This window comes from Aquaspirillum serpens DSM 68, from assembly GCF_000420525.1.
Lineage (GTDB): Bacteria > Pseudomonadota > Gammaproteobacteria > Burkholderiales > Aquaspirillaceae > Aquaspirillum > Aquaspirillum serpens.
The window spans coordinates 12,387-33,088 of sequence record NZ_ATVC01000008.1; the positions used below are offsets into that span (position 1 = coordinate 12,387).

The window sequence follows — 20,702 nt, forward strand, 5'->3', positions numbered from 1 at the left end:
AGAGCATGTATTTTATAAAAACAACAGACATCAGGCATTATTTACCACCAGCACATTTGCTGAAAGTTGCCTCAATGCTTATCGGATTATCAATCATAATAAGTGGTTATGCTTTCCATTATTATAAAAACAATCAACGATTAAAAAATCAGCTGCAACAATATCAACAAAAAACAATAGTCCCTGAACAAGAGATGTCTTTGCAAAAACATAAGTTAAAAAACAGCATATTATTTCAAGCTGAAAACCGCGTAGCACTGTTACAAACCTTGCAAAAAATAGAACAGAAAGGCATTACCAATAATGATTGGCAAGTTGATTTTTCAATCGCAGAACAACATCAACAGGGATTATGGCAGATAAGTACAATCAAATTAAAAATAGGCTTAAAACGAGAAATACAGCTGTTTGAATTGCTGGATTTTTTGACACAGCGCGAGGGTGTCCTATCGCCCATGCGCTGTGATGTGCAACAGTTGAGGACCGGCGCAGCAACAGCAAATTGTCAATTACAGTGGCTCACTGTCACTGCCGCAGGCAAACAGGCCTTCAACGATTAACAAAGAGCTAACGTATCGCGTGCGATGGTTCGCTCTTCATCTGTCCCCAGCGCCAAGGCCAGCGGACTGCCAGCCGCCGTAATTTGCCCTTCTTTACCTCCAACACAAAGCGCATTGGCTTGCGTGTCAACACGGTAACCAAATAAACCTAGGCGCTGTAAGGTACGGGCACGCAGGCTTGGCGCATTTTCACCAATTCCACCGGTAAAAACCAACGCATCAATCCGAGGCAAATTAGTCATCAAACCAGCAATAGCCTTTGCTAGACGATGAACAAACACTTCCAACGCCAAGTGTGCCCCTTGATGGCCTTGGGCTTCTGCTTCTAACAATTCTCGGCAATCGTTGCTCAACTCAGACAAACCTAATAAACCACTTTTGCGGTTTAGCAGTTCATTTACCCCCTGCACATCGGTTTTCAATACCTCGCATAAGAACGGCAAAATACCTGGGTCGATATCACCCGAGCGCGTTCCCATGACTAACCCTTCTAATGGCGTCAGCCCCATGGTGGTATCAACACTTTTGCCATTCACAATCGCACAAGCAGAGGAACCGTTGCCCAAATGCGCGCTGATCATACAAATTTCATCTGTTGGTTTACGTAACCACTGTGCAGTGCGTTGACACACATAACGATGACTGGTGCCATGAAAACCATAGCGGCGAACACCGTGTTCTTTATACAAGAACATCGGCACTGCATACAAATAGGCATGTGATGGCATGGTTTGATGGAAAGCAGTATCAAACACAGCCACATGGAGCAGGTGGGGCAGATGTTGGCGGGCAGCGTGAATACCAATTAGGTTGGCGGGATTATGCAATGGTGCCAAGGCTGAACATGCTTCAATCGCAGTCAACACCTCATCATCAATAATGATTGATCCCTGAAAATGCTCACCACCATGCACAACACGATGCCCAACTGCGCGCACTTTGGTCATCAAATCCCGTTTTTCCAATTCAGCCAACACGGCCTGCATGGCTTCACTGTGTGCCCCTTGTTGCAGATCGAATTCGTAGCTTTCGTCTCCCTTAAATAAGACATGCGCCCCCGGTTGTCCGAGCCGTTCAGCCAAACCTTTTAATGCTACCTCGCCGGTTTCTGGGTCTAACAAAACAAATTTCAGAGAGGAACTACCACAGTTAATCACCAACACAGAAGACATCGATTTCTCCAAAAAGGGGGCGGATAGGCCAAAGGCACAACCAGCCTAGGATACCAGACATGCCAAGAAGATAAAGCCAACTTTACGACATGGATGTTAAAGATATGTGAGCAAAATCCCTCGATTTAACCTGCTTTTTACTAAAACTTTGATGAAAAACTACTTTTAGCAAGTTTTTTTCACAAAAGGCTTGCATCTCCATACGCTTACGGCGACAATCCGGCCCCTTGCTTTCAAGCCAACTCACACCACAACTTTGAATTGGCTAAGTAAGAAATAGGTATCCGCAAACTCGTTTCAGCGAGATTCGGCTGGTCTTGATTCTTCAGATATTGGGGATTGGGAATAATGTCTGATCTGGCGAACGCGCATACTCTGCGCGCCTCCTCCACGCAACTTCCGGTCGATGTTTACTTCGATCCGGCCATTTATCAATTGGAACAAGAACGTTTGTTCCGCAACGCTCCGCAATACTATGGACATGAGCTGATGGTGCCGAATATCGGTGACTATCACACTTTGGCGTGGATGGATCACGGCAAAATGCTCAAACGAGTAGAAAGCGGTGTGCAGCTATTGTCGAATGTCTGCCGACATCGGCAAGCCCTCATCCATAAGGGTCGCGGCAATGGTGATCTTATCACCTGTAATATCCACGGTTGGACTTATGATAATCAGGGTGTTTTAGTCGGTGCACCGCACTTTGCTGATAACCCTTGTCTCAATCTTGGGAAAACGCAGTTGGTCTCTTGGAATGGTTTGTTGTTTGACGCAAAACGCGACATTCAACAGGATTTAGCCAGTCTAGGTGTCGCCCAACATCTGAGTTTTGAGCAATACGCCTACTCAGAATCTGTCACCACTGAATACGACTTCAACTGGAAAACCTTTATCGAGGTGTATTCAGAAGACTACCATGTCGATCCGTTCCACCCTGGTTTGGGCAACTTCGTTGACTGCAGCGAGTTGAAATGGGAATGGGGCCGACAATACCATGTGCAAACGGTTGGCGTGAAAAATCGTCTGGCACGGGCAGGCAGTCAGGTTTACAGCCAGTGGCACCAAGAAGTGCTCAAACAGTACCAAGAAAAACAACCCGAGTTTGGCGCAATCTGGTTGACCTATTATCCAAACATAATGGTGGAGTGGTATCCCCATGTGTTAGTGGTCAGTGTCGCGATTCCTCGTGGCCCAGAAAAAACCACCGTCATCACTGAGTTTTACTACCCAGAAGAAATCGTGTGGTTTGAGCCTGACTTTATCGCAGCAGAAAAAGCAGCTTACTTTGAAACCGCTGTTGAAGATGATGAGATTTGCTACCGGATGCACGAAGGCCGCCGCGCCCTGTGGCAACGTGGTGAATCCGAAGTCGGCCCTTACCAATCGCCAACCGAAGATGGAATGCAGCATTTCCATGAATACTACCGGCGCGAAATGGGTGCAGATTTTGTAAAAGCCCGCTAAGCTGACCACAGTTGTTTGCTCATACGCCCCCGCCTTGGGGGCGTTTGCTCGTCTGGCCTTTACCGAGACTTTCCCCATGACATCCTTTACTAGCCAAGGCTTTGCCCTACCCTCATGGTGGAATGGGCGTTTTGCCAGTCAGGACACCGCACAATCGCTACGCGAATTGGTCACCAGTGGCGCTAACAGCGTCTCTATCGTAGCAACGGCTTACACCAAAGATCGCTTTTCCAGCACTATCGTTGCCGATGGCCGTACAGAATCAGCCGCTAATGTGGCCACGATCTTACAAGCCGCACAACGCTATCCAAATCTAGAGGTCATCTATAAACCACACTTCAGTCCACAAACCGATGACTGGCGTGGCCGTTTTGCCCCCACCGACCCCGAGGCGTGGTTTCAAACTTATCGCACTTGGATTGTTGAACAGGCTAGATTGGCTCAAGCCAATCAGGTTGATGTGTTTGTGTTGGGCACAGAATTTAGCTCATTAGCGATTGCTCGTTATCAAACACAGTGGACGGACATCATCAGCGCCATTCGGGAAGTCTATCAAGGACAACTCACTTATAGTTCGACCTTGAGTGCCGCCATGAGTGTGCCTTTTTGGGAACAGCTTGATTTTGCCAGTGTTACCGCCTATCCAGTCAGCGCCGGTAGTTATGCGGTCAACGCAGCACAGGTCATGGAAAGCTGGTATCTCGGTGTGGGCGGTGAGATTGCGCCATTAACCCAAATCAGCGCCCTACAAAACGCCACCGGACATCGTGTGTTAATCACCGAAGCAGGCTATCGTAGCATCGACGGTGCAGCACTCAAGCCGGAAGACTACGAACAAAACACCACCGTTGATGTGCAGGAACAACAAGCCGCCCTACAAGGTATGTTATCGGCACTCAGTCAATTTTCCACTCACACCGGCGGCTTACAAGGCATCCATCTGTGGAATTGGGAAACACAACCCAGCGCCAGCTTTAACAATAGCGACAGTGGTTACACCGTGCAGGGCAAACCCGCTTATCAAACCGCCAGCCAATGGTTTCATGCCAGTACACCACCAACCGTTTTACAGCTATTAGATGGCCGCGCACGCGCCGATTTATGGTTAATCGGCAACGACAGTGCCGAGTTAGTGTTACTCAACCAAACAGGGCAAGCGGTATTAGCAGGCGGGGGAGATGATCGAATTGCCCTACAGCGTGGGTCGCATTGGATTGATGGCGGTAGTGGTAACAACACCCTTTCGCTGCAATCGTCGGCCAGTGGCAGCACAGTGTTTTTCGGAACAGATAACGACAGCATGGGCGTGGCGTGGAATCAAAGTGGTGTCAGCCTATTCCGCCATATCCAAGCCGTAAACGGCACTATCTATGACGATACTTTGATCGGTAACGATCAAAATAACCTGTTTTACACCGAAACAGGACAAGACAATGTGATGCTGCGTGGCGGTAATGATGAGGTTTATCTTGGGCCAGGAAATAAGATGGTCGATGGCGGCAGCGGCGTAGATAAGATGAACTACAGTGGCGTCGGTACCGCTCTCACCGCCAGTGGCGACACGCGCTTATGGCAGGTCAAACACGGTGGATTTCACGATGTCTTGCTGCAAGTGGAGCATCTGGTAGGTAGTCCCTACGCCGACAACATCCGTTTTGGCGAAGGTGCGCAAACTGTTGATGGCGGTGGCGGGCGCGATACCTTAGGCGGAGGAACGGGGGCTGATCGCTTTGAAATCACTCGCGCGGCAGCGAGCGGAGATACCGCTACCCTAATAGATTTTCGCGCGGGTGAAGATCAACTCGCGTTAAGCAGCAAAGTATTTATTGCCGCAACCCAGCAAGACTGGCAAAACGTCTCCTCACTGACCACCAGCAGCCCAGCGCGCTACCTGCTCGATAGCCAAACGCGAACCTTATACTACGATGCCGATGGCAGCGGCAGTGCATTTGCTGCGGTTTCAGTGGTGAGCTTCGCCAGCAGCAGTGATTTGCCACAGTGGACAGATATGGTGTGGTTTTAACTGGCGTGCAATTGAAACACAAGCGGCACTTCCGCCCATGCTGACACCGCCTGCTCCCCCTCGCGGGCGGGTTCAAAACGCCAGCGCGCCACCGCTTCTTGCGCAGCTTCATCCAACGGTGAATAACCACTGCTGCGGGCAAGACGAATCACATCGGCACGCCCCTGTGAATTAACTTTTACCCGCAATAGTACGGTGCCTTCCCATCCCATTTGGCGGGCAGTCCGTGGATAGCGCGGTGGGGGATTGTCTAAATAGGCCAAATCAAAACGTGGTGCTTGAAAGTGACTCGGCCGTGAGGATGACTCAGTTGTCACAACCACAGGGACGGCCGAAGCAGCCGGTGGCGATTCTGCAACCGTCTTGGTCACAGGCTCGGTTTTAGTCTGTGCACGAACAGAAGGTGCAGTAGATGACACTGGTGCTGCAGATGGCGCGGGTGTTGAACGCTTAACCACCGGTGGCGCAGCGCGTGAGGGGACAGCATTCGCGGCTGGAGTGGGAACAGCGTCAGCAACGGCAACAGGCGGTGCGGGCAACAATTCAATCCATTGTGCGGTCAGGGGTGCCACCATTGGCGTGATAGCCACTGCCGGAACCCGAGTGTGTTGCACACCCCAAGTCAACAGTGCAATCACCCCACCATGCAATAACACACTCCCCAAAGCAGCACTGGCGGCGCGAGGTGTGACCGATGCCGAGACAGGCGCACTATGCAGAGGCTTTAACATGATTTACCTCATGTAGCACATCAAAACGCCAACCATGACTTTCTTGCACCACACGAATCGGCCAATCGTAGGCAATGCTCAACGCCTCGCTGTCGAGTACACATGCCGGTGGGCCAGCGCGCAAAACACGGCCTTGATGCAATAACACCAGCCAATCAGCATACTTTGCCGCCAATTCTAAATCGTGTAACACCGCCACCACCGTTTTTCCCCGCGCAGTCAAGGCAAATAGCCGCTGCATTAAAATCTGGCGATGACGTAAATCAAGATGATTCGTCGGTTCATCCAATAATAAAGTTGGCGTATCTTGGGCTAAAGCCTGTGCAATCACTGCACGCTGACGCTCACCGCCAGACGCTTGTTGATAACGCTGTCCAGCCAAAGTGGTCAGCTCTAGCGCCTGCAAAGCCTGTTGTACCCGTTGCCGATCGTCTGCCTTCGGCAACGCAAAACGGCCAAGATGAGGACGACGCCCCAACATCACGAAATCTTCAATACTCAAACTGCAATCACTCGGCGGATGTTGCCCCACCCAAGCAATCTGCTGGGCACGTTGTCGGGCTTTTAATTGAGTGACCGGCTGGCCGTGATACATCACCTCGCCCTGTTGCGGTGGTAATAAGCCCGCTAGATGGCGTAACAAAGTGCTTTTACCCGCACCATTGGGCCCAATCAAGACACACAAGCTGCCACGAGGAATCACTGTATTGACAGATTGCAGAATGGTTTTATGACCCATTTGCAAAGAGAGTTGGTCTATTTGAAATGCAGACAGTGCTGTTTCATGGGCTACAGGCAGGGGAATTGCATCGCGTTGCATCAGTTGACCTTTCTTTGCCGATACCAGAACAACCAGATAAAAAACGGTGGCCCAGTGAACGCAGTCAGCAGGCCGACGGGAATCTCAATGGGATACACCACCAGACGGGATACCGTGTCCATCGCCAGTAAAAATAAACCACCCAGCCAAGCCGACAGCGCAATCAACCGCCGCCGACTTCCCCCCACCACCAAAGCAAGCGCATTGGGCACCATCATGCCCACAAAACCAATGACCCCCGACAACGCCACCGCAGCCCCTGTTGCTAATGCTGCTGCAACAATGACCCAAGCGCGGGTTGCTGCTAAAGACAATCCCAAACCGTGGGCGCTGTCTGTACCTAATGCCAAACAATCTAAATCGCGTCCCAAGGCAATCAATAACAGCAAAGCAAGCGCAATCGCTGCGGCAGATACACCTAACGGCGAGGTACTGGCCCCTGACAAATTACCCGCCAGCCATGCCATTGCACCACGCAAGGTCAGATCATCGGATAAGAACAGCACCAAACTGGTAATGGCACCGATAAAAGCTGCAATCACCAAACCCATCAGCAACAACGCCGCTTCACTGTTTCCCGCTACTCGCGACAACAATAAAATCAGGCCAGTGCTCAATAAGCCCCCGACAAAGGCAGCCAGTGGTAAACCAAAACTGGCAGCCCCACCCCACGCAATGAGTAACACCACCCCCAACGCCGCACCGCTTGACGTCCCAATCAAACCCGGATCGGCCAATGGGTTACGAAACAAGGCTTGTAGCGCCGCACCACTGCCCGCCAATGCCGCACCAACCAGCAAAGCACTGGCAATGCGTGGCAACCGGAGTTCTTGTAATAAGGGGTCTTGCCAATCTGGCCATGCCCACAGCCCCCCTTGCCCCGTGATCGCCACGATCACCACCAACACACTGACGGCTACCGCCAACCCATACCCCACGGCTTGATGACGCATTACAGTTGCCCTAGCTTGCTCACCGCTTTCGGACTGTCCAAATCAATGCGGAACATTTCCCCAGCCGGCAATTCATACACCCGACCTTTTTGTCCGGCCGGTGTTAATGCAATTTCAGGACGCGCCAACAAACCGGCACGACCGCCAGTGATAGCACGATTGTGATCGGCCACCACAATCACCTCCGGTTTCAAGCGACGCCAAGCCTCACGCGATAAGGGCTTAAAACCATCATGTTCGGCGATATTGATACCACCAGCAGCACGAATCAGAGTATCGGCAGCGGTGTTTTTACCGGCAACCAAACTCCCGTCATACGTGAACAAATAGCGCACACCCGTTGCCGTCTTTGCCGTCATCCCCTGTTGCCATTGCTGCGCCAGCTGCTCCGCACGCGCCGACTGTTCTAACAAACGGCCAATCTCACGAATACTATTTGCAAAATCACGCCCATCTTCATGTTGGCTCACTTGTTGCGCAGGAATGCCCAATTTTTGTAATTGAGGCCAAATGGTCGCCGGTTGTGCCAAGCTGCTTCCTAACACCAGCTGAGGCTTTAAGCGGGTAATCGGTTCAACGCTCAATGAGCGATTAAAACCAATCACCGCTGCCGAAGCCAAGGCAGGGTGTTGGCTAGAGCGATCTCGACCAATGACTGTTGGCGCGGCGCCTAAGGCCACCACCACATCCGCCACATCGGCCGTCATCACCACAATCCGCTCTGGCGCGGCAGCCCATACAGGACATGCCAACAGCGCCAGCAGTGCTGTCGAAAGAGACTTACGCCACATCACCATCTTCCACCGCCAACTCACTGACCAACTTCACCCAACTGGCCAGCTCTGGCTTACCCGGTTTGCGCTCACCAAACAGCGTGACAATCGATTGACCATGCGCATCAAACAGTTCCAGCGACGTCAACATGCCGCAGTCACCCGGCTTTTTGACCACCCACGCTTCTTGAATCAAATCAGTACGCAAGTGAAGGTTGAAATTAGGATCTAAGACATTCAACCATGGCCCTAAACGCTCCACACGATGAACAGGGCCGGTATGAATTTGAATGCAGCCGCGATTGCCTGCAAACACCATAATCGGGGTTTCAGTTTCGCTGGCACAATGTAACAACGGCTCTATGGCATCTTTTGCCACCGTCCACGCATGGCCTTCTGGTGCCAGACGGAACGCCTGTTGCCGCGACACCTTATGCTGTGTCAGCAAACCATGAAAATCATGTACATCTTTTAACGCCAACCAACCCGCCCGTAGCCCCACCACATCAATGGCGTCATCAGGGAGTTCTACCGAGGAAGCAGGGACAGTATCAATCACCAATGGCAGCAAGGTTGTCTGTAAATCTTGCTTGACGCTATTAAAAGCCGACACATCACTTTGCAGTGTCAGGAAAATTTTATGGATTGCCTCACCATAGCGATCGAATACTTGAATACTGCGCTGTACTTTATCGTCAGTTTGACGATGCTCTACCGCAAAAACATATTTCCAATGAGAGAGAAACAACCGCAAATCGATTTCTGGGTTTAATGCCAAACCCATATTTCCGTTAATGCTGATATTGTCGTACAAACCAATTTTTTCGTGGACGCAAGCCTCATTGCGCGTTAATGCCATCACAGGCCCGAGTGTCCGCATAGCCATCAACAAAGTTGGCCAATCCGCCTTTAATGCCACGGCATCAGGGTCGGCAGCCACCAACTCGGCTTCACTGATGGCTAACTGCCGTGCCGCATCGCGAATTCGCATCTGTGGCATATCTCGTTTTAAAGCAGCGAAAGCTTGCCATAACGCTTCTGGCGCACGTTCCATAGTTTCTCTTCCTTATCATGTTGTGAATGGATAGCGATTAGAAAAAGCGATATTCCACTGTACCCGCCACACTGCGACCGGGTTGGGAATAGAAGTCCAACACTGCACTATTGGCAGCAAAGCCCTTCACATCGCTCCAATTCCAATAAGTTTTATCAAAGACATTGAACACCCCCGCATTGATGCGTAGCTGTTTATTAACTTGCCAATACGCAGTTAAATCGACAACGCCATAACCTGCAGGGGCAAAGCCAGCGGTAGCCTGACCTCGGCTATCCGTCGATTGCGGCACGCGACTCTTAGCCGCAGCAAAACGCAGCTTGGCATCGGCACCAAACGGCTCAGTGCTATAGGCCAGTTTCAGATGACCTTTTAACGGTTCTACCGAGGTTAATGGGGTACCTTCGCTGTCGTTATCCCCTTCAGCCCAAGCAAGCGCGCCACTGATTTGCCAATGAGGCGCGAAGCGCCAGCCTGCCTTCACTTCCGCGCCGTGGATACTCACCTTCCCAACATTGCCATATTGATAGGTTGCCAAGGGACGGCCTTGTACACTGCGTTGACCGACTAATTGGCGTTCTAAGAAATCACGATAGCGATTGGCGAACACACTGACATCAAGCTCAACCTCTTGCCAACGGCCTTTGACCCCCAGCTCAATCCCACGGCTGGTTTCTGCTTTTAAGTTTGGATTGGGTAATACCTCATAGCCATGAGCAGCATTCATAAAAGCCATGGTGGCATCATCAAACGGCGGTGCACGGAAGCCGGTTGAGAACTGGGCAAAACCTGTGATTTGGTCGTTAAAGGCATACGCTAATGCCAATTTGGGGGATAAAGCACTGTCAGACAGATCGCTGGCTTGCGGGCCATTTTGGTTAATTTTTTGCGATAGCGCGTCTTGTTGCAGGCTCAAGCGGTAGTAGTCATAACGCAGCCCAGGTGTCACGGTCCAACCGTTATCCCACCGCATTTGGTTTTCGACAAATAAACCAAAACGATCGGTGCGATTGTCTGGAAACGCTTTCTGTGGGAAGGGCTCGCCGCCTACGGTTTTGGTCGTCGAACCATCAGCATTCCATTGTGTACGATCACGCAAACGCTCTGTTTCAGTACGCGAAGCATCAAAACCATAAATCAAGCGATGCGCCGCACCCAAAGCAAAAAACCGGCTTTCGAGTTGGGCATCCAAACCGGTGAGGGTTTGTGCAAAGCGATAGTCCGAGGTCCGCAAACGGGCATTACTCGGCCCTAAGCGATGCTCACGCACATCTTCGGTCTGATCGAGCGTTTGGTGATAAATCTGCCACTTTGCTGCTTGAACCCAAGGGTGATCTTTATCTTGCCATTGATGCGCTAAGGTAAAACGTTCGCGGGTTTGATCATCATCGGCCATTTGACTTAACAAACTGCCAGTTGTCGGTGATCCACTGCTGCGCGCAGAAATTACATTGCTATCTTGTTGGCGTTGGAAACGCTCATAGGTAAAGAATAAGTCGTGTTGTGGATTTGGATGTAGGCCCAGCTTCAACAGGACATTATCGCTGTCCCAAGCTTGTGGATTAGGCATCGTCCGGCGACTGGCTGCTGTGCCGTCGCTACTGTCATCACGTCCTTGATTGTCAGTTTCATGGCCATGACGACGGGTATACATCAATAATGCCGACGCCAGATCATTGCGGCCAGCCAAGGTCAAGGTTGCTGCTGTACTCTGGTCGGCACTGTCACCGCCTAATTTCACACCAAAGTACAAAGGGTTATCTGCGCTGACAAAATCAGCAGCCGATAAAGTGCGGTAAGCCATCACCCCGCCAATCGCATCACTGCCATACAAGCTAGAAGCAGGGCCTTTAATGATTTCCACCGCCTTTAAGCTTTCTGGCTCGGTGTAATCAGCACCAGAGATTGCACCATTCCCACCGCCCCCGCCGTACTGATCGGGTTGGCGCACGCCGTCAATCAGGGTCAAAATTCGATTGCCACTAATCCCACGAATCGTTACACCGGCATTACCACGCCGCCCGGGTTCACGACTGACACTGACCCCAGCTTCATCACTGACCAAATCGCGCAAATCTGCTGCAATCCGGCGGTCGAGTTGTTGTCGATCAATCACATCAACCGAGGGTGCAGTTTCATCTAGAGCTTGCTCAGTCCGCGAAGCCGCCACTGACACCGCCTGTAGGCGTTTGACCTGTTGTGGTTCGGTTGTGGCGTTATCTGCTGCTGCAGACAGGGGAAAAGCAGCAACAAGACACAGTGCAATCTGTGACAGTGTCCAATGTGAGCGGGAAAAATGGCCGCCAGTCATAGCATCTCCTTAATTCGGTTAATTCGGAATCGTGCTCTGGCTGGCTAACCGCAAAAGGCGGTGGGCTGGCGAAGCCAAGCCGGTGGCGACTTGGCGAGCTTGCTTTTCGATGGCACGCAGCCATCAAAATCGGTTATTTGGTTAAGATAATTTTGTCATTTCGCGTTAAACGAAGGCGATACAGCTCACCGTGATGCTCGATGAGAATCTCTTTTGTTTTCGCAAACAAATGCCGGCTGTCTAACGCCGGTGGCATCGGTGTCGATGCTGCCGGCAGAGTCAGGGCCGATGGCAAAGCTGGGGAAGTGGTGCGTAGTGTATCCATACGCAAATGATAAGCCTTCTCATTTATAAGTCAAACCCCTTTCTCTATCAGCACCACAAAAGCCCTCTCTGCGGTATGTTAGACTGTTGCTATTTGTCACCCTTCTCAACTTGCCATGCCCAATGTTTTATATGGTATTAGCCAATGTGATAGCGTGAAAAAAGCGCGTCGATGGCTCGATCAACGTGAAATTCCCTATCAGTTCCATGATTTTCGCCGTGATGGTCTCAGCCTTGCTTGCCTACAAAGTTGGTTAGCACAACAGCCTGATTTGTCATTGCTCAATCGCAAGAGCACAACGTGGCGTCAGCTAAGCGCAGAACAACAGGCTTTAGCAGACAACCCTGCCACCCTGCTCGATGTCTTACAACAATACCCAACGCTGATTAAACGTCCGGTGCTACAAACAGCACAACGGATTGAAGTTGGGTTTTCAGAAGCTCGTTATGAGGAATGTTTCCCCCATGCACAATGATCCTACTCGCGAACTGACAGAAGAGCTGATTCGCCGCCCCTCGGTCACGCCAGAAGACCATGGTTGTCAAAAATTGATGGCAGAACGATTGGCCGCCATTGGTTTTGATGTTGAAATGCTGCGCTTTGCCGATGTTGATAATCTTTGGGCCCGCCGTGGTAGTGCAGGGCCGTTGCTTTGCTTTGCTGGTCATACCGATGTTGTGCCGACAGGCCCTTTGTCGCAATGGCATAGCGACCCCTTTGTGCCCACCGTCCGCGATGACAAATTGTATGGACGTGGTGCGGCTGACATGAAAACCTCACTGGCAGCGTTTGTAACTGCCTGTGAAATGTTTGTGCAAAAACACCCACAACATCGCGGTTCGATTGCGTTCCTGATTACATCTGATGAAGAGGGTGTTGCCACTCACGGCACCCGCGCCGTGGTAGAAACGCTGGCAGAACGTCATATTGAATTGGATTACTGCATTGTCGGCGAACCGACCTCGGTGCATGTGTTTGGTGACACAGTAAAAAATGGCCGTCGTGGTTCATTAAATGGGCATCTGATTGTCAAAGGCATTCAAGGTCATATTGCCTATCCACATTTAGCCAAAAACCCGATTCATCTGGTTGCCCCTGCTATTGCCGAGTTGTGTGCCATTGAATGGGATCATGGCAACGCCTATTTCCCCCCCACCACCTTCCAAATCTCGAACTTCCATTCTGGTACCGGTGCCGTCAATATCGTACCGGGTGAAGCCGAGCTGCGTTTTAATTTTCGTTTCTCGACTGAGCACACGGCAGATGAATTAAAAGCGAAGGTGCATGCGGTGTTAGACCGCCACCAGCTCGACTATCACTTAGATTGGAAATTATCCGGTAACCCATTCTTAACCGAACCAGCAGCGTTAACGGATGCGGTGTGTGCAGCGATTCATGATGTTACCGGTGTGGAAGCACAGCTCTCGACCACTGGTGGCACCTCGGATGGACGCTTTATCAAAGACATTTGTCGTGAAGTGGTCGAGTTTGGCCCGATTAACGAGAGTATCCATAAAATCAACGAGCATGTTGCCCTCGAAGACATCCCGCGCTTATCGGCGGTTTATCTTCGCGTGATGGAACGCTTGTTAGCTTAAAGAAAGAACGCCCATGTTATGTCGTCATTTACCACTGATATTGCCATTGGCCTTGGCGATGGTGAGCCACACAGCATGGGCCGTCAGTTGTGACAACAGCGGGTTGAAAAATCGGCTGTTATTACAGCTCGAACCCACCGTGATTGACGTCAATCACAGCCTAGACTATGCGGGGATTCAGCAAGAATCTGGCATCAAACCGCTACAAGGAATGCCGAACGCTTTTGTCGGCGGTTTTACCAAAACCTCGGTTTCCACCAGTTTTGATATGAATTTTCATGCCAAACCCACTGCCGATGGCCGGCTGTGTGTCGCGGGTACGGTCAAATTAACCTTCAGCCAACCCAAAGCGGTGGTGTATATGCCAAAAGATGCGCCAGCCAATAGTTGTTTGTATCAAGTGACTTATACCCATGAAATGCAGCATGTCGCGATTTTTCAACGTGGCCTGCGGCGGGTATTACAAACCGAGGGCCAAGCGCTGCGCCATGAGATTGAACATCTACCGATTGGGGTGTATGCCAATGAAGACGCCGCCAAGAAAGTCCTGACGGCGCGTTTAGAAGTTTGGCAAAAACGAATGCAAGCGGCGATTGCTAGTATTGAACGTGACCAAGGGCAAATTGATACGGTGGAAAATTATCGCCGCGAAGGAGAAAAAGTCGGGCGCTGCCAACAACGACGACAAGCACCCAACAACACTGCTAACGGGCAATAAAGCCTTGTAATTTGCTTTCGATAATTCGTGGGTTCTCTCCGTTACAAATCGAGATCAACCCTTCGACCATCATATCTTTTGCCACCACCTGCGCCGCAATCAGGGTTTTCAATTTGTTGGCGACTGGCAGGAAAAATAAGTTGGCAGAACCCACGCCATACACCGTTGCCACAAACGCTACCGCAATACCACTACCCAATTTTGATGGATCGCTTAAGTTTTCCATCACATGAATCAAGCCCAATACCGCACCAATAATCCCGATAGTGGGAGCATATCCACCGGCGGCTTCCCAAATTTTTGCCGCCTGTTTTTTCTGATTTTCATAGGCGGTGATTTCAAGATCGAGGGCAGCACGCAAAATATCGGGTTCTGCCCCATCGACTAACATCTGCAAACCTTTTTTGGTAAAAGGGTCTTTTACCCCCCCGACATTGTCCTCTAGGGCTAATAAACCATTTTTCCGCGCAATTTGGCTCCAATGAATCACATCGCGAATCACCCGTTTTTCATCTAATTCCGGCGGGCTAAACACCCAGCCCAACAACTTTAAACCAGCAGTGAATTGCGGCACTGTCGATTGCAGCATCACCGCCCCAACCGTACCACCGATCACGATTAAAAAGGCAGTGACTTGTAGCAATGAGGAAACATGCCCCCCTTCTAACACTTGCCCCAGCAAAATCGCGCTAATCCCGATGATAATGCCGAAAATACTGATTAAATCCATCCCTACTCACTCCCTTGATACGGCGATAAAGGCTTACTTATCGCCTGTATTAGATTCATGTGTGCTCACAACCAGAGTTTGAGTTTGCTACGCAAACGAGACACCGCTTGTGTATGTAGTTGGCACACTCGAGATTCTGTCACACCCAATACTTCGCCAATTTCACGCAAATTCAGCTCTTGTTCGTAGTACAAGCTCATCACCATTTGGTCGCGCTCTGGCAGGGTTTTAATTGCCTCGACCAAGGCCGAGCGAAATTGATCTTCACCTAAAATGTCAATGGGATTGACTTGGCCTTCGTCACGCAACATCTCTGCTGGATGCGAGGCTTCTTCTTTGTCGGTAGCAAAGTCCTCAAAATACACAATTTGATGGCCTTTACATTCAAACAAAGCTTGTTGGTAGCTTTCTAGATCCATCTCAAGGAAAGCGGCAATTTCCGATTCTTGTGCACTGCGGCCAAGCTGGTTTTCCAAACGAAAAATGGCATCCTCGATTTGTTTGGCTTGCTTGCGCGCTTGGCGAGGCAGCCAATCGAGACGGCGCAATTCGTCTAACATCGCGCCACGAATACGCTGCGTGGCAAAAGTTTCAAATAACACGCCCTGCAGGGGATCGAATTGTCGTGCCGCTTCCATCAAACCAATTAGGCCAACTTGGATCAAATCATCAATTTCAACGCTGGCAGGCAAGCGACTCATCATTTGGTAAGCAATGCGTTTCACCAATCCGGTATGCCGCGAGACATCCTCAGCGACAGGCTCTTGATCTGTTTGATAAGCAAGATGTTTTGGGATACGGGACATAGAGAGAGAAAATAAAAGGATTTAAGGGTGAGGGTTGTCTGCTGTCACCGCTTCTTGCAGATGACGTACAGTTTCTAACCAACGTGCAAACAGGGTATCACCTTCTGTCGGTGTACGACCGGCCCACAGCGGCAGTGCGCGGGCAAGTTGAGTGCAGGCAATCGCCCCTTCACTTTTTGGAAACGCCAAGGTAGCGGCGGTTTTCATCACTAAAGCACGCCGCAGGTGATAGTCTTCGGGAATAAAACCCACCCAACGCAGCGACACATTGAGGTATTCGCTAGCAGCATAGGTGAGACGGCGAAACACATGTTGCGCATCTTCCAGCGACTCGGCATGGTTGATCAACACATTAAATGCCCGCCGGCCAAACTCACCCGACAATTGTTTGATAATGCTATAGGCCTCTGTCAATGATTTCGCTTCTGGCGTCAAGACCAGAATCAGATGGTCAGCGATGGCACTCAGCGCTGGTTCTTGTCGCGGCGGCAAAGCATCAATCAAAATCCATTCCGAGTCGCGCAAGCGTGAAGAAAACTCTTGTGACAAACGGTGGGCCAAACCAGTATGCAAATTGGCAAACGCAAAAGGCCGGACATACAAATTCAGCAATTCAGCGCCCGAGCTTAAACTGACAATCGCATCTTCCAACGCCCCTTGATAGCCCATCACGTCATCAAGATGGCGAGCATGATTGACTTTGAAGCGGCGCGCTTGTCCCATATCTGCATGAGCATCTAAGATCATCACCCGCTGTCCGTCCGAGGCCAACACGGCTGCAAACTCAGCGACAATCGTACTAATGCCACTGCTTTGATCGCCAATAAACGCAAAACTACACGGTTTACGACCCGCCGATAGCAAACGCCGCAAACTCGCTGCCTGATCATCCATCCCCATCCCCATACTCATGACCAACTCGCTTGTGCCGCTTGCACCAGTTGATATTCATCTCGTTTCAAGCTGTAAGGCCCCGGCTCTCGCGTTGCTTTAAAAGCACGATCCACCAAAAATTGGGCATTTGGCAGATGTAAGTCTTCAGGCACTCGCTGGCCGTTGGTCACGTAATAGACCGGCAAGCGATGTCGAATTAAGGTATCTAAGCTAGGACCAGCTGACACCGCTTCATCCAATTTAGAAATAATACAACCCGCCAAGCCATTGCCACGATAGCGCCGCACCACATCTTCTAAGGTATGACCATCCGAATTGGCGGCCAAAACCAAAATCCGCGAGATGGTTCTACCGCCGTGCCCCACTGAATTGGCAAACATTTCAATTTGACCATTCACCCGACTATCGCGTTGTCCCATGCCAACCGAGTCAATTAACACCACATGATGTTTGCTGCCCAAATCAGCCAAGGTTAGGTTCAGGTCGGCTTCGTTTTGTACAGAGTAAACCGACACCCCCAAAATTTTGCCGTATAAACGCAGTTGGTCCTGTGCCCCAATGCGGTAGCTGTCGGTGGTGATTAAAGCGACCCGATCGGCGCCGTGTCGGATGGTACAACGTGCCGCCAGTTTCGCTACGGTGGTGGTCTTACCGACCCCAGTGGGGCCCACCAAAGCATATAACCCCCCCTTGGCTACCACATCTTCTTGTTCGGGAATGGTCAACACATTGTGTGCTAAGGCAGACTTCGCCCACTTTAAAGCTGCTTCATCACTAAATTGTGTTGGCAGTTTTGCCACCAATTGGCGACATAATGCTGGACTCATGCCGGCGGCTAACAATTGTCGGAATAACTCGGCCTGTACCGGTTCGTGATTCTCAAAATTCGCCCACGCCAAACTAGCCAATTGCCCTTGCAAAATACTGCGCAGGGTTTTGATTTCTTCATTCAGTAGATCAAGTTTTTCTAATGCAGGATCGGGTTCTTCCTTGCGTTCGAGTAACTCACTATCGGCATCAGGGGCACGCAAATGGTTGGGAATGACTGATTGGTTGTCTTTTTGTTGCGCCAACGCCATGGTTGCTGGATCAGCAAAATGTCCTGAAGGGGCAATCTCTGCCGCCGCCCGCTCTTCATAGCGACCAATCACTGATTCTCGAAATGGCACCGCTTTGGGGGGGATTTCTTCTTGTTCAGCCGTGTCGGAGATATCTTCATCTGTCTCCACATCGGTCATCGCAGATTTGACCATCGCTGCTGCAGATTCAGCGTTGGGCGTGGGATTGTCTGGTTGAAATGCAGCCGGTGTCACTAAAGGCCGTGCAGCTGGGGGAATGTGCTCTGGTTCATCAAGCGGTTCAACAGGGACAGCATAGGTCCGCGCCAAAGCATGCCCCATCACCGCACTGTTTAATGGTTTGGCCTGTGTGGTAGAGGGCGTGGCTAAACCGCTACCAGTAAAGGCGGCTAGACTTTCCGCTGCTTCTGGTGCATGTCGGTTGACTGCTGCCGTTGCCAATGACTGAGCCAGCGCGCTGACATCACCATCGGCCACGGCCATGATTTCAATGCCACCGGAGGCAAGGGGTCGATTCGATAGAATCAGCGCATCGGCACCGAGTTCTTCCCGCACCTGACGCAGGGCATCGCGGGTAGTGCGCCCAAAATATTTTTTTACCAACATGATGAATTATCCCCTGCCGCCAACAACTGCAATGATCCGGATGGTTTTGTTATCAGGGATTTCATTGTGTGCCAAAACTGCCAACTGCGGCAGGGCACGGCGTAAGAATTTTGACAATAAAGGCCGTAAGGCTGTCGGTGTTAACAATACAGGGTTGTGGCCTTGTTGTTCCACACGTTCAGCCTCTTGTGAGGCCGACTGTAATAAACTTTCTGCCAAGCCAGGTTCCAAACCACCGCCTGCTTTGCTTTGCACCGCAGATAACAAAATACTTTCTAATTGTGGATCGAGTGTCATCACCGGCAGTTCTTGGATGCCGGGGAACAGTTGATGCACGATAGCACGCGACAACGCCACCCGCACCACGGCGGTGAGGTCATCAATATCCTGTGTCATCGATACATGATCAGACAGGGTTTCGATAATGCTGCGGATATCACGAATATGCATACCTTCAGAGAGCAAATTCTGTAATACCTTCTGCAAGGTACTGATCGACACCACTTTGGGTACCAAATCTTCCACCAGTTTGGGCGCTTCTTTGGAGAGATGGTCGAGCAGGGCTTGTACCTCTTCGCGGCCTAGCAATTCGGAAGAATGTGTTTGCAAGATATTGGAGATATGAGTCGCCACCACCGTACTGGCATCAACCACGGTATAACCGAGGGATTGCGCTAAATCGCGATTAGAGGACTCAATCCAGACCGCCGGCAAACCAAAAGCAGGGTCGGTGGTTGGCGTTCCTGGGACTTGGCCCAACACACGCCCAGGGTTAATTGCTAAAAACTGGCCGATATAGGCTTCACCGGCGCCAATCTCTACCCCTCGGAGCAAAATACGATAGGCATTTGGACGAATTTCTAGGTTGTCACGAATATGCACCGCCGGCACCAAGAAACCGACTTCTTGCGCAATTTTCTTACGAATCCCACGTACCCGCCGCAACAGCTCACCATCTTGTGAACGATCCACCAACGGAATCAGACGATAGCCCACTTCTAAACCGACCGGATCGACAGGTTGGACATCGTTCCAACTGACCTCGGCCAATGGTGCTTCCATGACCTCTTCCAAAGCGGTATCGGTTTCGACTTGTTGTTCCTGCTGTTTTTTCCGTTTTTCTAACCAATAAGCCAGCCCACCAAGACCGCTAGCAATCAACAGAAACGCCACATGTGGCATGTTAGGAATAATCCCAACCAGACCAATCACGCCAGCAGTCATATACAACACACTCGGTTGCATAAACAGTTGGCCGACCATCTGTTCTGAGATGTCTTTTTCTGTACCGACACGGCTGACCACAATACCAGCGGCAGTCGAAATAATCAGGGCGGGAATTTGTGCGACCAAACCATCACCGATGGTCAATAAGGTGTAAACGTGGGCCGCTTCACCGACAGGTAAATCATGTTGTGCCACACCGACAATCAAGCCACCGACAATGTTGATCAACATAATCAAGATACCGGCAACCGCATCACCCCGCACAAACTTAGACGCACCGTCCATCGACCCGAAGAAGTTAGCCTCTTCTGAAATGGTGGAACGGCGGATCCGTGCTTCATCTTCACCAATCAAACCGGCGTTTAAGTCGGCGTCAATCGCCATCTGTTTACCGGGCATTGCGTCCAAGGTAAAGCGTGCCGACACTTCAGCAATCCGGCCCGCACCCTTGGTAATCACCACAAAGTTAATGATGGTCAGAATAATGAACACCACAATACCAATAGCGGTATTGCCCCCGATCAGGAAGTGAGCAAACGCTTCAATCACCTGACCGGCGGCATCGGGGCCGGTATGCCCCTCTAACAAAATCACACGGCTGGAAGCCACGTTCAGCGACAACCGCAGCAGCGTTGTCACCAATAACACGCTAGGAAATGCTGAGAAATCGAGTGGTTTACGGACATTCAAACTCACCATCAACACAATCACCGAGATGGCGATGTTGAATGTGAAAAACATATCGAGCAGAAAAGCCGGCAAGGGCAACACCATCATGCCCAAGATCAACAAGATCAGAATCGGGCCTGAGAGGGTAACAAAATTGAACTGCCTAAGAGAGGCAAGCAGGTTTTCCAT

19 protein-coding genes are annotated in these 20,702 nt (G+C 50.7%); 6 read left to right on the plus strand and 13 right to left on the minus strand.

Annotated features, from left to right (window positions below):
• Positions 1 to 5: 5 nt before the first annotated feature.
• Positions 6 to 560, plus strand: coding sequence for a hypothetical protein (locus G465_RS0103025; protein ID WP_162138804.1), 555 nt, complete (start codon positions 6 to 8; stop codon positions 558 to 560).
• Here G465_RS0103025 and G465_RS0103030 read toward each other — a convergent pair.
• Positions 557 to 1,732 carry an acetate kinase gene (locus G465_RS0103030; protein ID WP_022653010.1) on the minus strand — a complete coding sequence of 392 codons (1,176 nt, stop codon included), beginning with the start codon at positions 1,730 to 1,732 and terminating at the stop codon, positions 557 to 559. The genes G465_RS0103025 and G465_RS0103030 overlap by 4 nt on opposite strands.
• A 348-nt stretch (positions 1,733 to 2,080) precedes the next feature.
• On the opposite strand from G465_RS0103030, the gene G465_RS0103035 reads away from it, so the two are divergent.
• Together G465_RS0103035 and G465_RS0103040 are read left to right on the plus strand one after the other, a co-directional pair.
• On the plus strand, positions 2,081 to 3,196 hold the full coding sequence (locus G465_RS0103035; RefSeq protein WP_022653011.1) for an aromatic ring-hydroxylating oxygenase subunit alpha: 1,116 nt from the start codon (positions 2,081 to 2,083) through the stop codon (positions 3,194 to 3,196).
• A gap of 76 nt (positions 3,197 to 3,272) precedes the next feature.
• The gene (locus G465_RS0103040; protein ID WP_022653012.1) at positions 3,273 to 5,219 is read left to right on the plus strand and encodes a glycoside hydrolase family 113; all 1,947 of its coding nucleotides are present in this window, start codon (positions 3,273 to 3,275) and stop codon (positions 5,217 to 5,219) included.
• Here G465_RS0103040 and G465_RS14945 read toward each other — a convergent pair.
• The 7 genes from G465_RS14945 to hemP form a co-directional block, all read right to left on the minus strand.
• Positions 5,216 to 5,950 carry an energy transducer TonB gene (locus tag G465_RS14945; RefSeq protein WP_022653013.1) on the minus strand — a complete coding sequence of 245 codons (735 nt, stop codon included), beginning with the start codon at positions 5,948 to 5,950 and terminating at the stop codon, positions 5,216 to 5,218. The two genes, G465_RS0103040 and G465_RS14945, sit on opposite strands and share 4 nt — an antisense overlap.
• Positions 5,931 to 6,770, minus strand: a complete 840-nt coding sequence (locus G465_RS13235; protein ID WP_022653014.1) for an ABC transporter ATP-binding protein — start codon at positions 6,768 to 6,770, stop codon at positions 5,931 to 5,933. Before G465_RS13235 ends, G465_RS14945 begins: the two co-directional genes overlap by 20 nt.
• Positions 6,770 to 7,723, minus strand: a complete 954-nt coding sequence (locus G465_RS0103055) for a FecCD family ABC transporter permease (protein WP_022653015.1) — start codon at positions 7,721 to 7,723, stop codon at positions 6,770 to 6,772. The genes G465_RS13235 and G465_RS0103055 overlap by 1 nt, the downstream gene beginning before the upstream one ends.
• Positions 7,723 to 8,514 carry a heme/hemin ABC transporter substrate-binding protein gene (locus G465_RS0103060; protein ID WP_022653016.1) on the minus strand — a complete coding sequence of 264 codons (792 nt, stop codon included), beginning with the start codon at positions 8,512 to 8,514 and terminating at the stop codon, positions 7,723 to 7,725. The genes G465_RS0103055 and G465_RS0103060 overlap by 1 nt, the downstream gene beginning before the upstream one ends.
• The gene (locus tag G465_RS0103065; RefSeq protein WP_022653017.1) at positions 8,504 to 9,550 is read right to left on the minus strand and encodes a hemin-degrading factor; all 1,047 of its coding nucleotides are present in this window, start codon (positions 9,548 to 9,550) and stop codon (positions 8,504 to 8,506) included. Before G465_RS0103065 ends, G465_RS0103060 begins: the two co-directional genes overlap by 11 nt.
• A 37-nt stretch (positions 9,551 to 9,587) precedes the next feature.
• Positions 9,588 to 11,861, minus strand: a complete 2,274-nt coding sequence (locus G465_RS0103070; RefSeq protein WP_022653018.1) for a TonB-dependent hemoglobin/transferrin/lactoferrin family receptor — start codon at positions 11,859 to 11,861, stop codon at positions 9,588 to 9,590.
• Positions 11,862 to 11,994: 133 nt separating this feature from the next.
• The gene (gene hemP / locus G465_RS16135) at positions 11,995 to 12,186 is read right to left on the minus strand and encodes a hemin uptake protein HemP (RefSeq protein ID WP_022653019.1); all 192 of its coding nucleotides are present in this window, start codon (positions 12,184 to 12,186) and stop codon (positions 11,995 to 11,997) included.
• Positions 12,187 to 12,301: 115 nt separating this feature from the next.
• Here hemP and G465_RS0103080 point away from each other — a divergent pair, with 115 nt between their 5' ends.
• The 3 genes from G465_RS0103080 to G465_RS0103090 are packed head-to-tail and all read left to right on the plus strand — an operon-like array spanning position 12,302 to position 14,502.
• A complete protein-coding gene (locus G465_RS0103080; RefSeq protein ID WP_022653020.1) occupies positions 12,302 to 12,661 on the plus strand; it encodes a Spx/MgsR family RNA polymerase-binding regulatory protein in 360 nt (119 codons plus the stop codon).
• Positions 12,651 to 13,784 carry a succinyl-diaminopimelate desuccinylase gene (gene dapE, locus G465_RS0103085; RefSeq protein ID WP_022653021.1) on the plus strand — a complete coding sequence of 378 codons (1,134 nt, stop codon included), beginning with the start codon at positions 12,651 to 12,653 and terminating at the stop codon, positions 13,782 to 13,784. Before G465_RS0103080 ends, dapE begins: the two co-directional genes overlap by 11 nt.
• 13 nt (positions 13,785 to 13,797) lie before the next feature.
• Positions 13,798 to 14,502, plus strand: a complete 705-nt coding sequence (locus G465_RS0103090) for a hypothetical protein (protein WP_022653022.1) — start codon at positions 13,798 to 13,800, stop codon at positions 14,500 to 14,502.
• On the opposite strand, the gene G465_RS0103095 is transcribed toward G465_RS0103090, so the two are convergent.
• The 5 genes from G465_RS0103095 to flhA form a co-directional block, all read right to left on the minus strand.
• A complete protein-coding gene (locus G465_RS0103095) occupies positions 14,489 to 15,232 on the minus strand; it encodes a flagellar motor protein (protein ID WP_022653023.1) in 744 nt (247 codons plus the stop codon). The two genes, G465_RS0103090 and G465_RS0103095, sit on opposite strands and share 14 nt — an antisense overlap.
• Before the next feature lie 65 nt (positions 15,233 to 15,297).
• On the minus strand, positions 15,298 to 16,038 hold the full coding sequence (locus G465_RS0103100; protein ID WP_022653025.1) for an RNA polymerase sigma factor FliA: 741 nt from the start codon (positions 16,036 to 16,038) through the stop codon (positions 15,298 to 15,300).
• A gap of 21 nt (positions 16,039 to 16,059) precedes the next feature.
• A complete protein-coding gene (locus G465_RS13245) occupies positions 16,060 to 16,950 on the minus strand; it encodes a MinD/ParA family ATP-binding protein (RefSeq protein ID WP_022653026.1) in 891 nt (296 codons plus the stop codon).
• Entirely contained in the window at positions 16,947 to 18,617 is a 1,671-nt protein-coding gene (gene flhF, locus G465_RS0103110) for a flagellar biosynthesis GTPase FlhF (protein WP_022653027.1), read from the minus strand. The genes G465_RS13245 and flhF overlap by 4 nt, the downstream gene beginning before the upstream one ends.
• A 6-nt stretch (positions 18,618 to 18,623) precedes the next feature.
• Positions 18,624 to 20,702 (minus strand): flagellar biosynthesis protein FlhA, encoded by a 2,079-nt coding sequence (gene flhA, locus G465_RS0103115; RefSeq protein WP_022653028.1) that lies wholly within the window; start codon positions 20,700 to 20,702, stop codon positions 18,624 to 18,626.

Excerpts from the sequence above, each read along its gene's own strand:
- G465_RS0103080 (WP_022653020.1), top strand. The coding sequence starts at position 12,302 with ATGCCCAATGTTTTATATGGTATTAGCCAATGTGATAGCGTGAAAAAA.
- G465_RS13235 (WP_022653014.1), bottom strand. The coding sequence starts at position 6,770 with ATGCAACGCGATGCAATTCCCCTGCCTGTAGCCCATGAAACAGCACTG.
- G465_RS0103030 (WP_022653010.1), bottom strand. The coding sequence starts at position 1,732 with ATGTCTTCTGTGTTGGTGATTAACTGTGGTAGTTCCTCTCTGAAATTT.
- G465_RS0103065 (WP_022653017.1), bottom strand. The coding sequence starts at position 9,550 with ATGGAACGTGCGCCAGAAGCGTTATGGCAAGCTTTCGCTGCTTTAAAA.
- G465_RS0103035 (WP_022653011.1), top strand. The coding sequence starts at position 2,081 with ATGTCTGATCTGGCGAACGCGCATACTCTGCGCGCCTCCTCCACGCAA.
- G465_RS0103100 (WP_022653025.1), bottom strand. The coding sequence starts at position 16,038 with ATGTCCCGTATCCCAAAACATCTTGCTTATCAAACAGATCAAGAGCCT.
- G465_RS14945 (WP_022653013.1), bottom strand. The coding sequence starts at position 5,950 with ATGTTAAAGCCTCTGCATAGTGCGCCTGTCTCGGCATCGGTCACACCT.
- flhA (WP_022653028.1), bottom strand. The coding sequence starts at position 20,702 with ATGGAAAACCTGCTTGCCTCTCTTAGGCAGTTCAATTTTGTTACCCTC.
- G465_RS0103060 (WP_022653016.1), bottom strand. The coding sequence starts at position 8,514 with ATGTGGCGTAAGTCTCTTTCGACAGCACTGCTGGCGCTGTTGGCATGT.
- G465_RS0103040 (WP_022653012.1), top strand. The coding sequence starts at position 3,273 with ATGACATCCTTTACTAGCCAAGGCTTTGCCCTACCCTCATGGTGGAAT.
- G465_RS0103070 (WP_022653018.1), bottom strand. The coding sequence starts at position 11,861 with ATGACTGGCGGCCATTTTTCCCGCTCACATTGGACACTGTCACAGATT.
- hemP (WP_022653019.1), bottom strand. The coding sequence starts at position 12,186 with ATGGATACACTACGCACCACTTCCCCAGCTTTGCCATCGGCCCTGACT.
- dapE (WP_022653021.1), top strand. The coding sequence starts at position 12,651 with ATGCACAATGATCCTACTCGCGAACTGACAGAAGAGCTGATTCGCCGC.
- G465_RS13245 (WP_022653026.1), bottom strand. The coding sequence starts at position 16,950 with ATGAGTATGGGGATGGGGATGGATGATCAGGCAGCGAGTTTGCGGCGT.
- G465_RS0103095 (WP_022653023.1), bottom strand. The coding sequence starts at position 15,232 with ATGGATTTAATCAGTATTTTCGGCATTATCATCGGGATTAGCGCGATT.
- G465_RS0103090 (WP_022653022.1), top strand. The coding sequence starts at position 13,798 with ATGTTATGTCGTCATTTACCACTGATATTGCCATTGGCCTTGGCGATG.
- flhF (WP_022653027.1), bottom strand. The coding sequence starts at position 18,617 with ATGTTGGTAAAAAAATATTTTGGGCGCACTACCCGCGATGCCCTGCGT.
- G465_RS0103025 (WP_162138804.1), top strand. The coding sequence starts at position 6 with ATGTATTTTATAAAAACAACAGACATCAGGCATTATTTACCACCAGCA.
- G465_RS0103055 (WP_022653015.1), bottom strand. The coding sequence starts at position 7,723 with ATGCGTCATCAAGCCGTGGGGTATGGGTTGGCGGTAGCCGTCAGTGTG.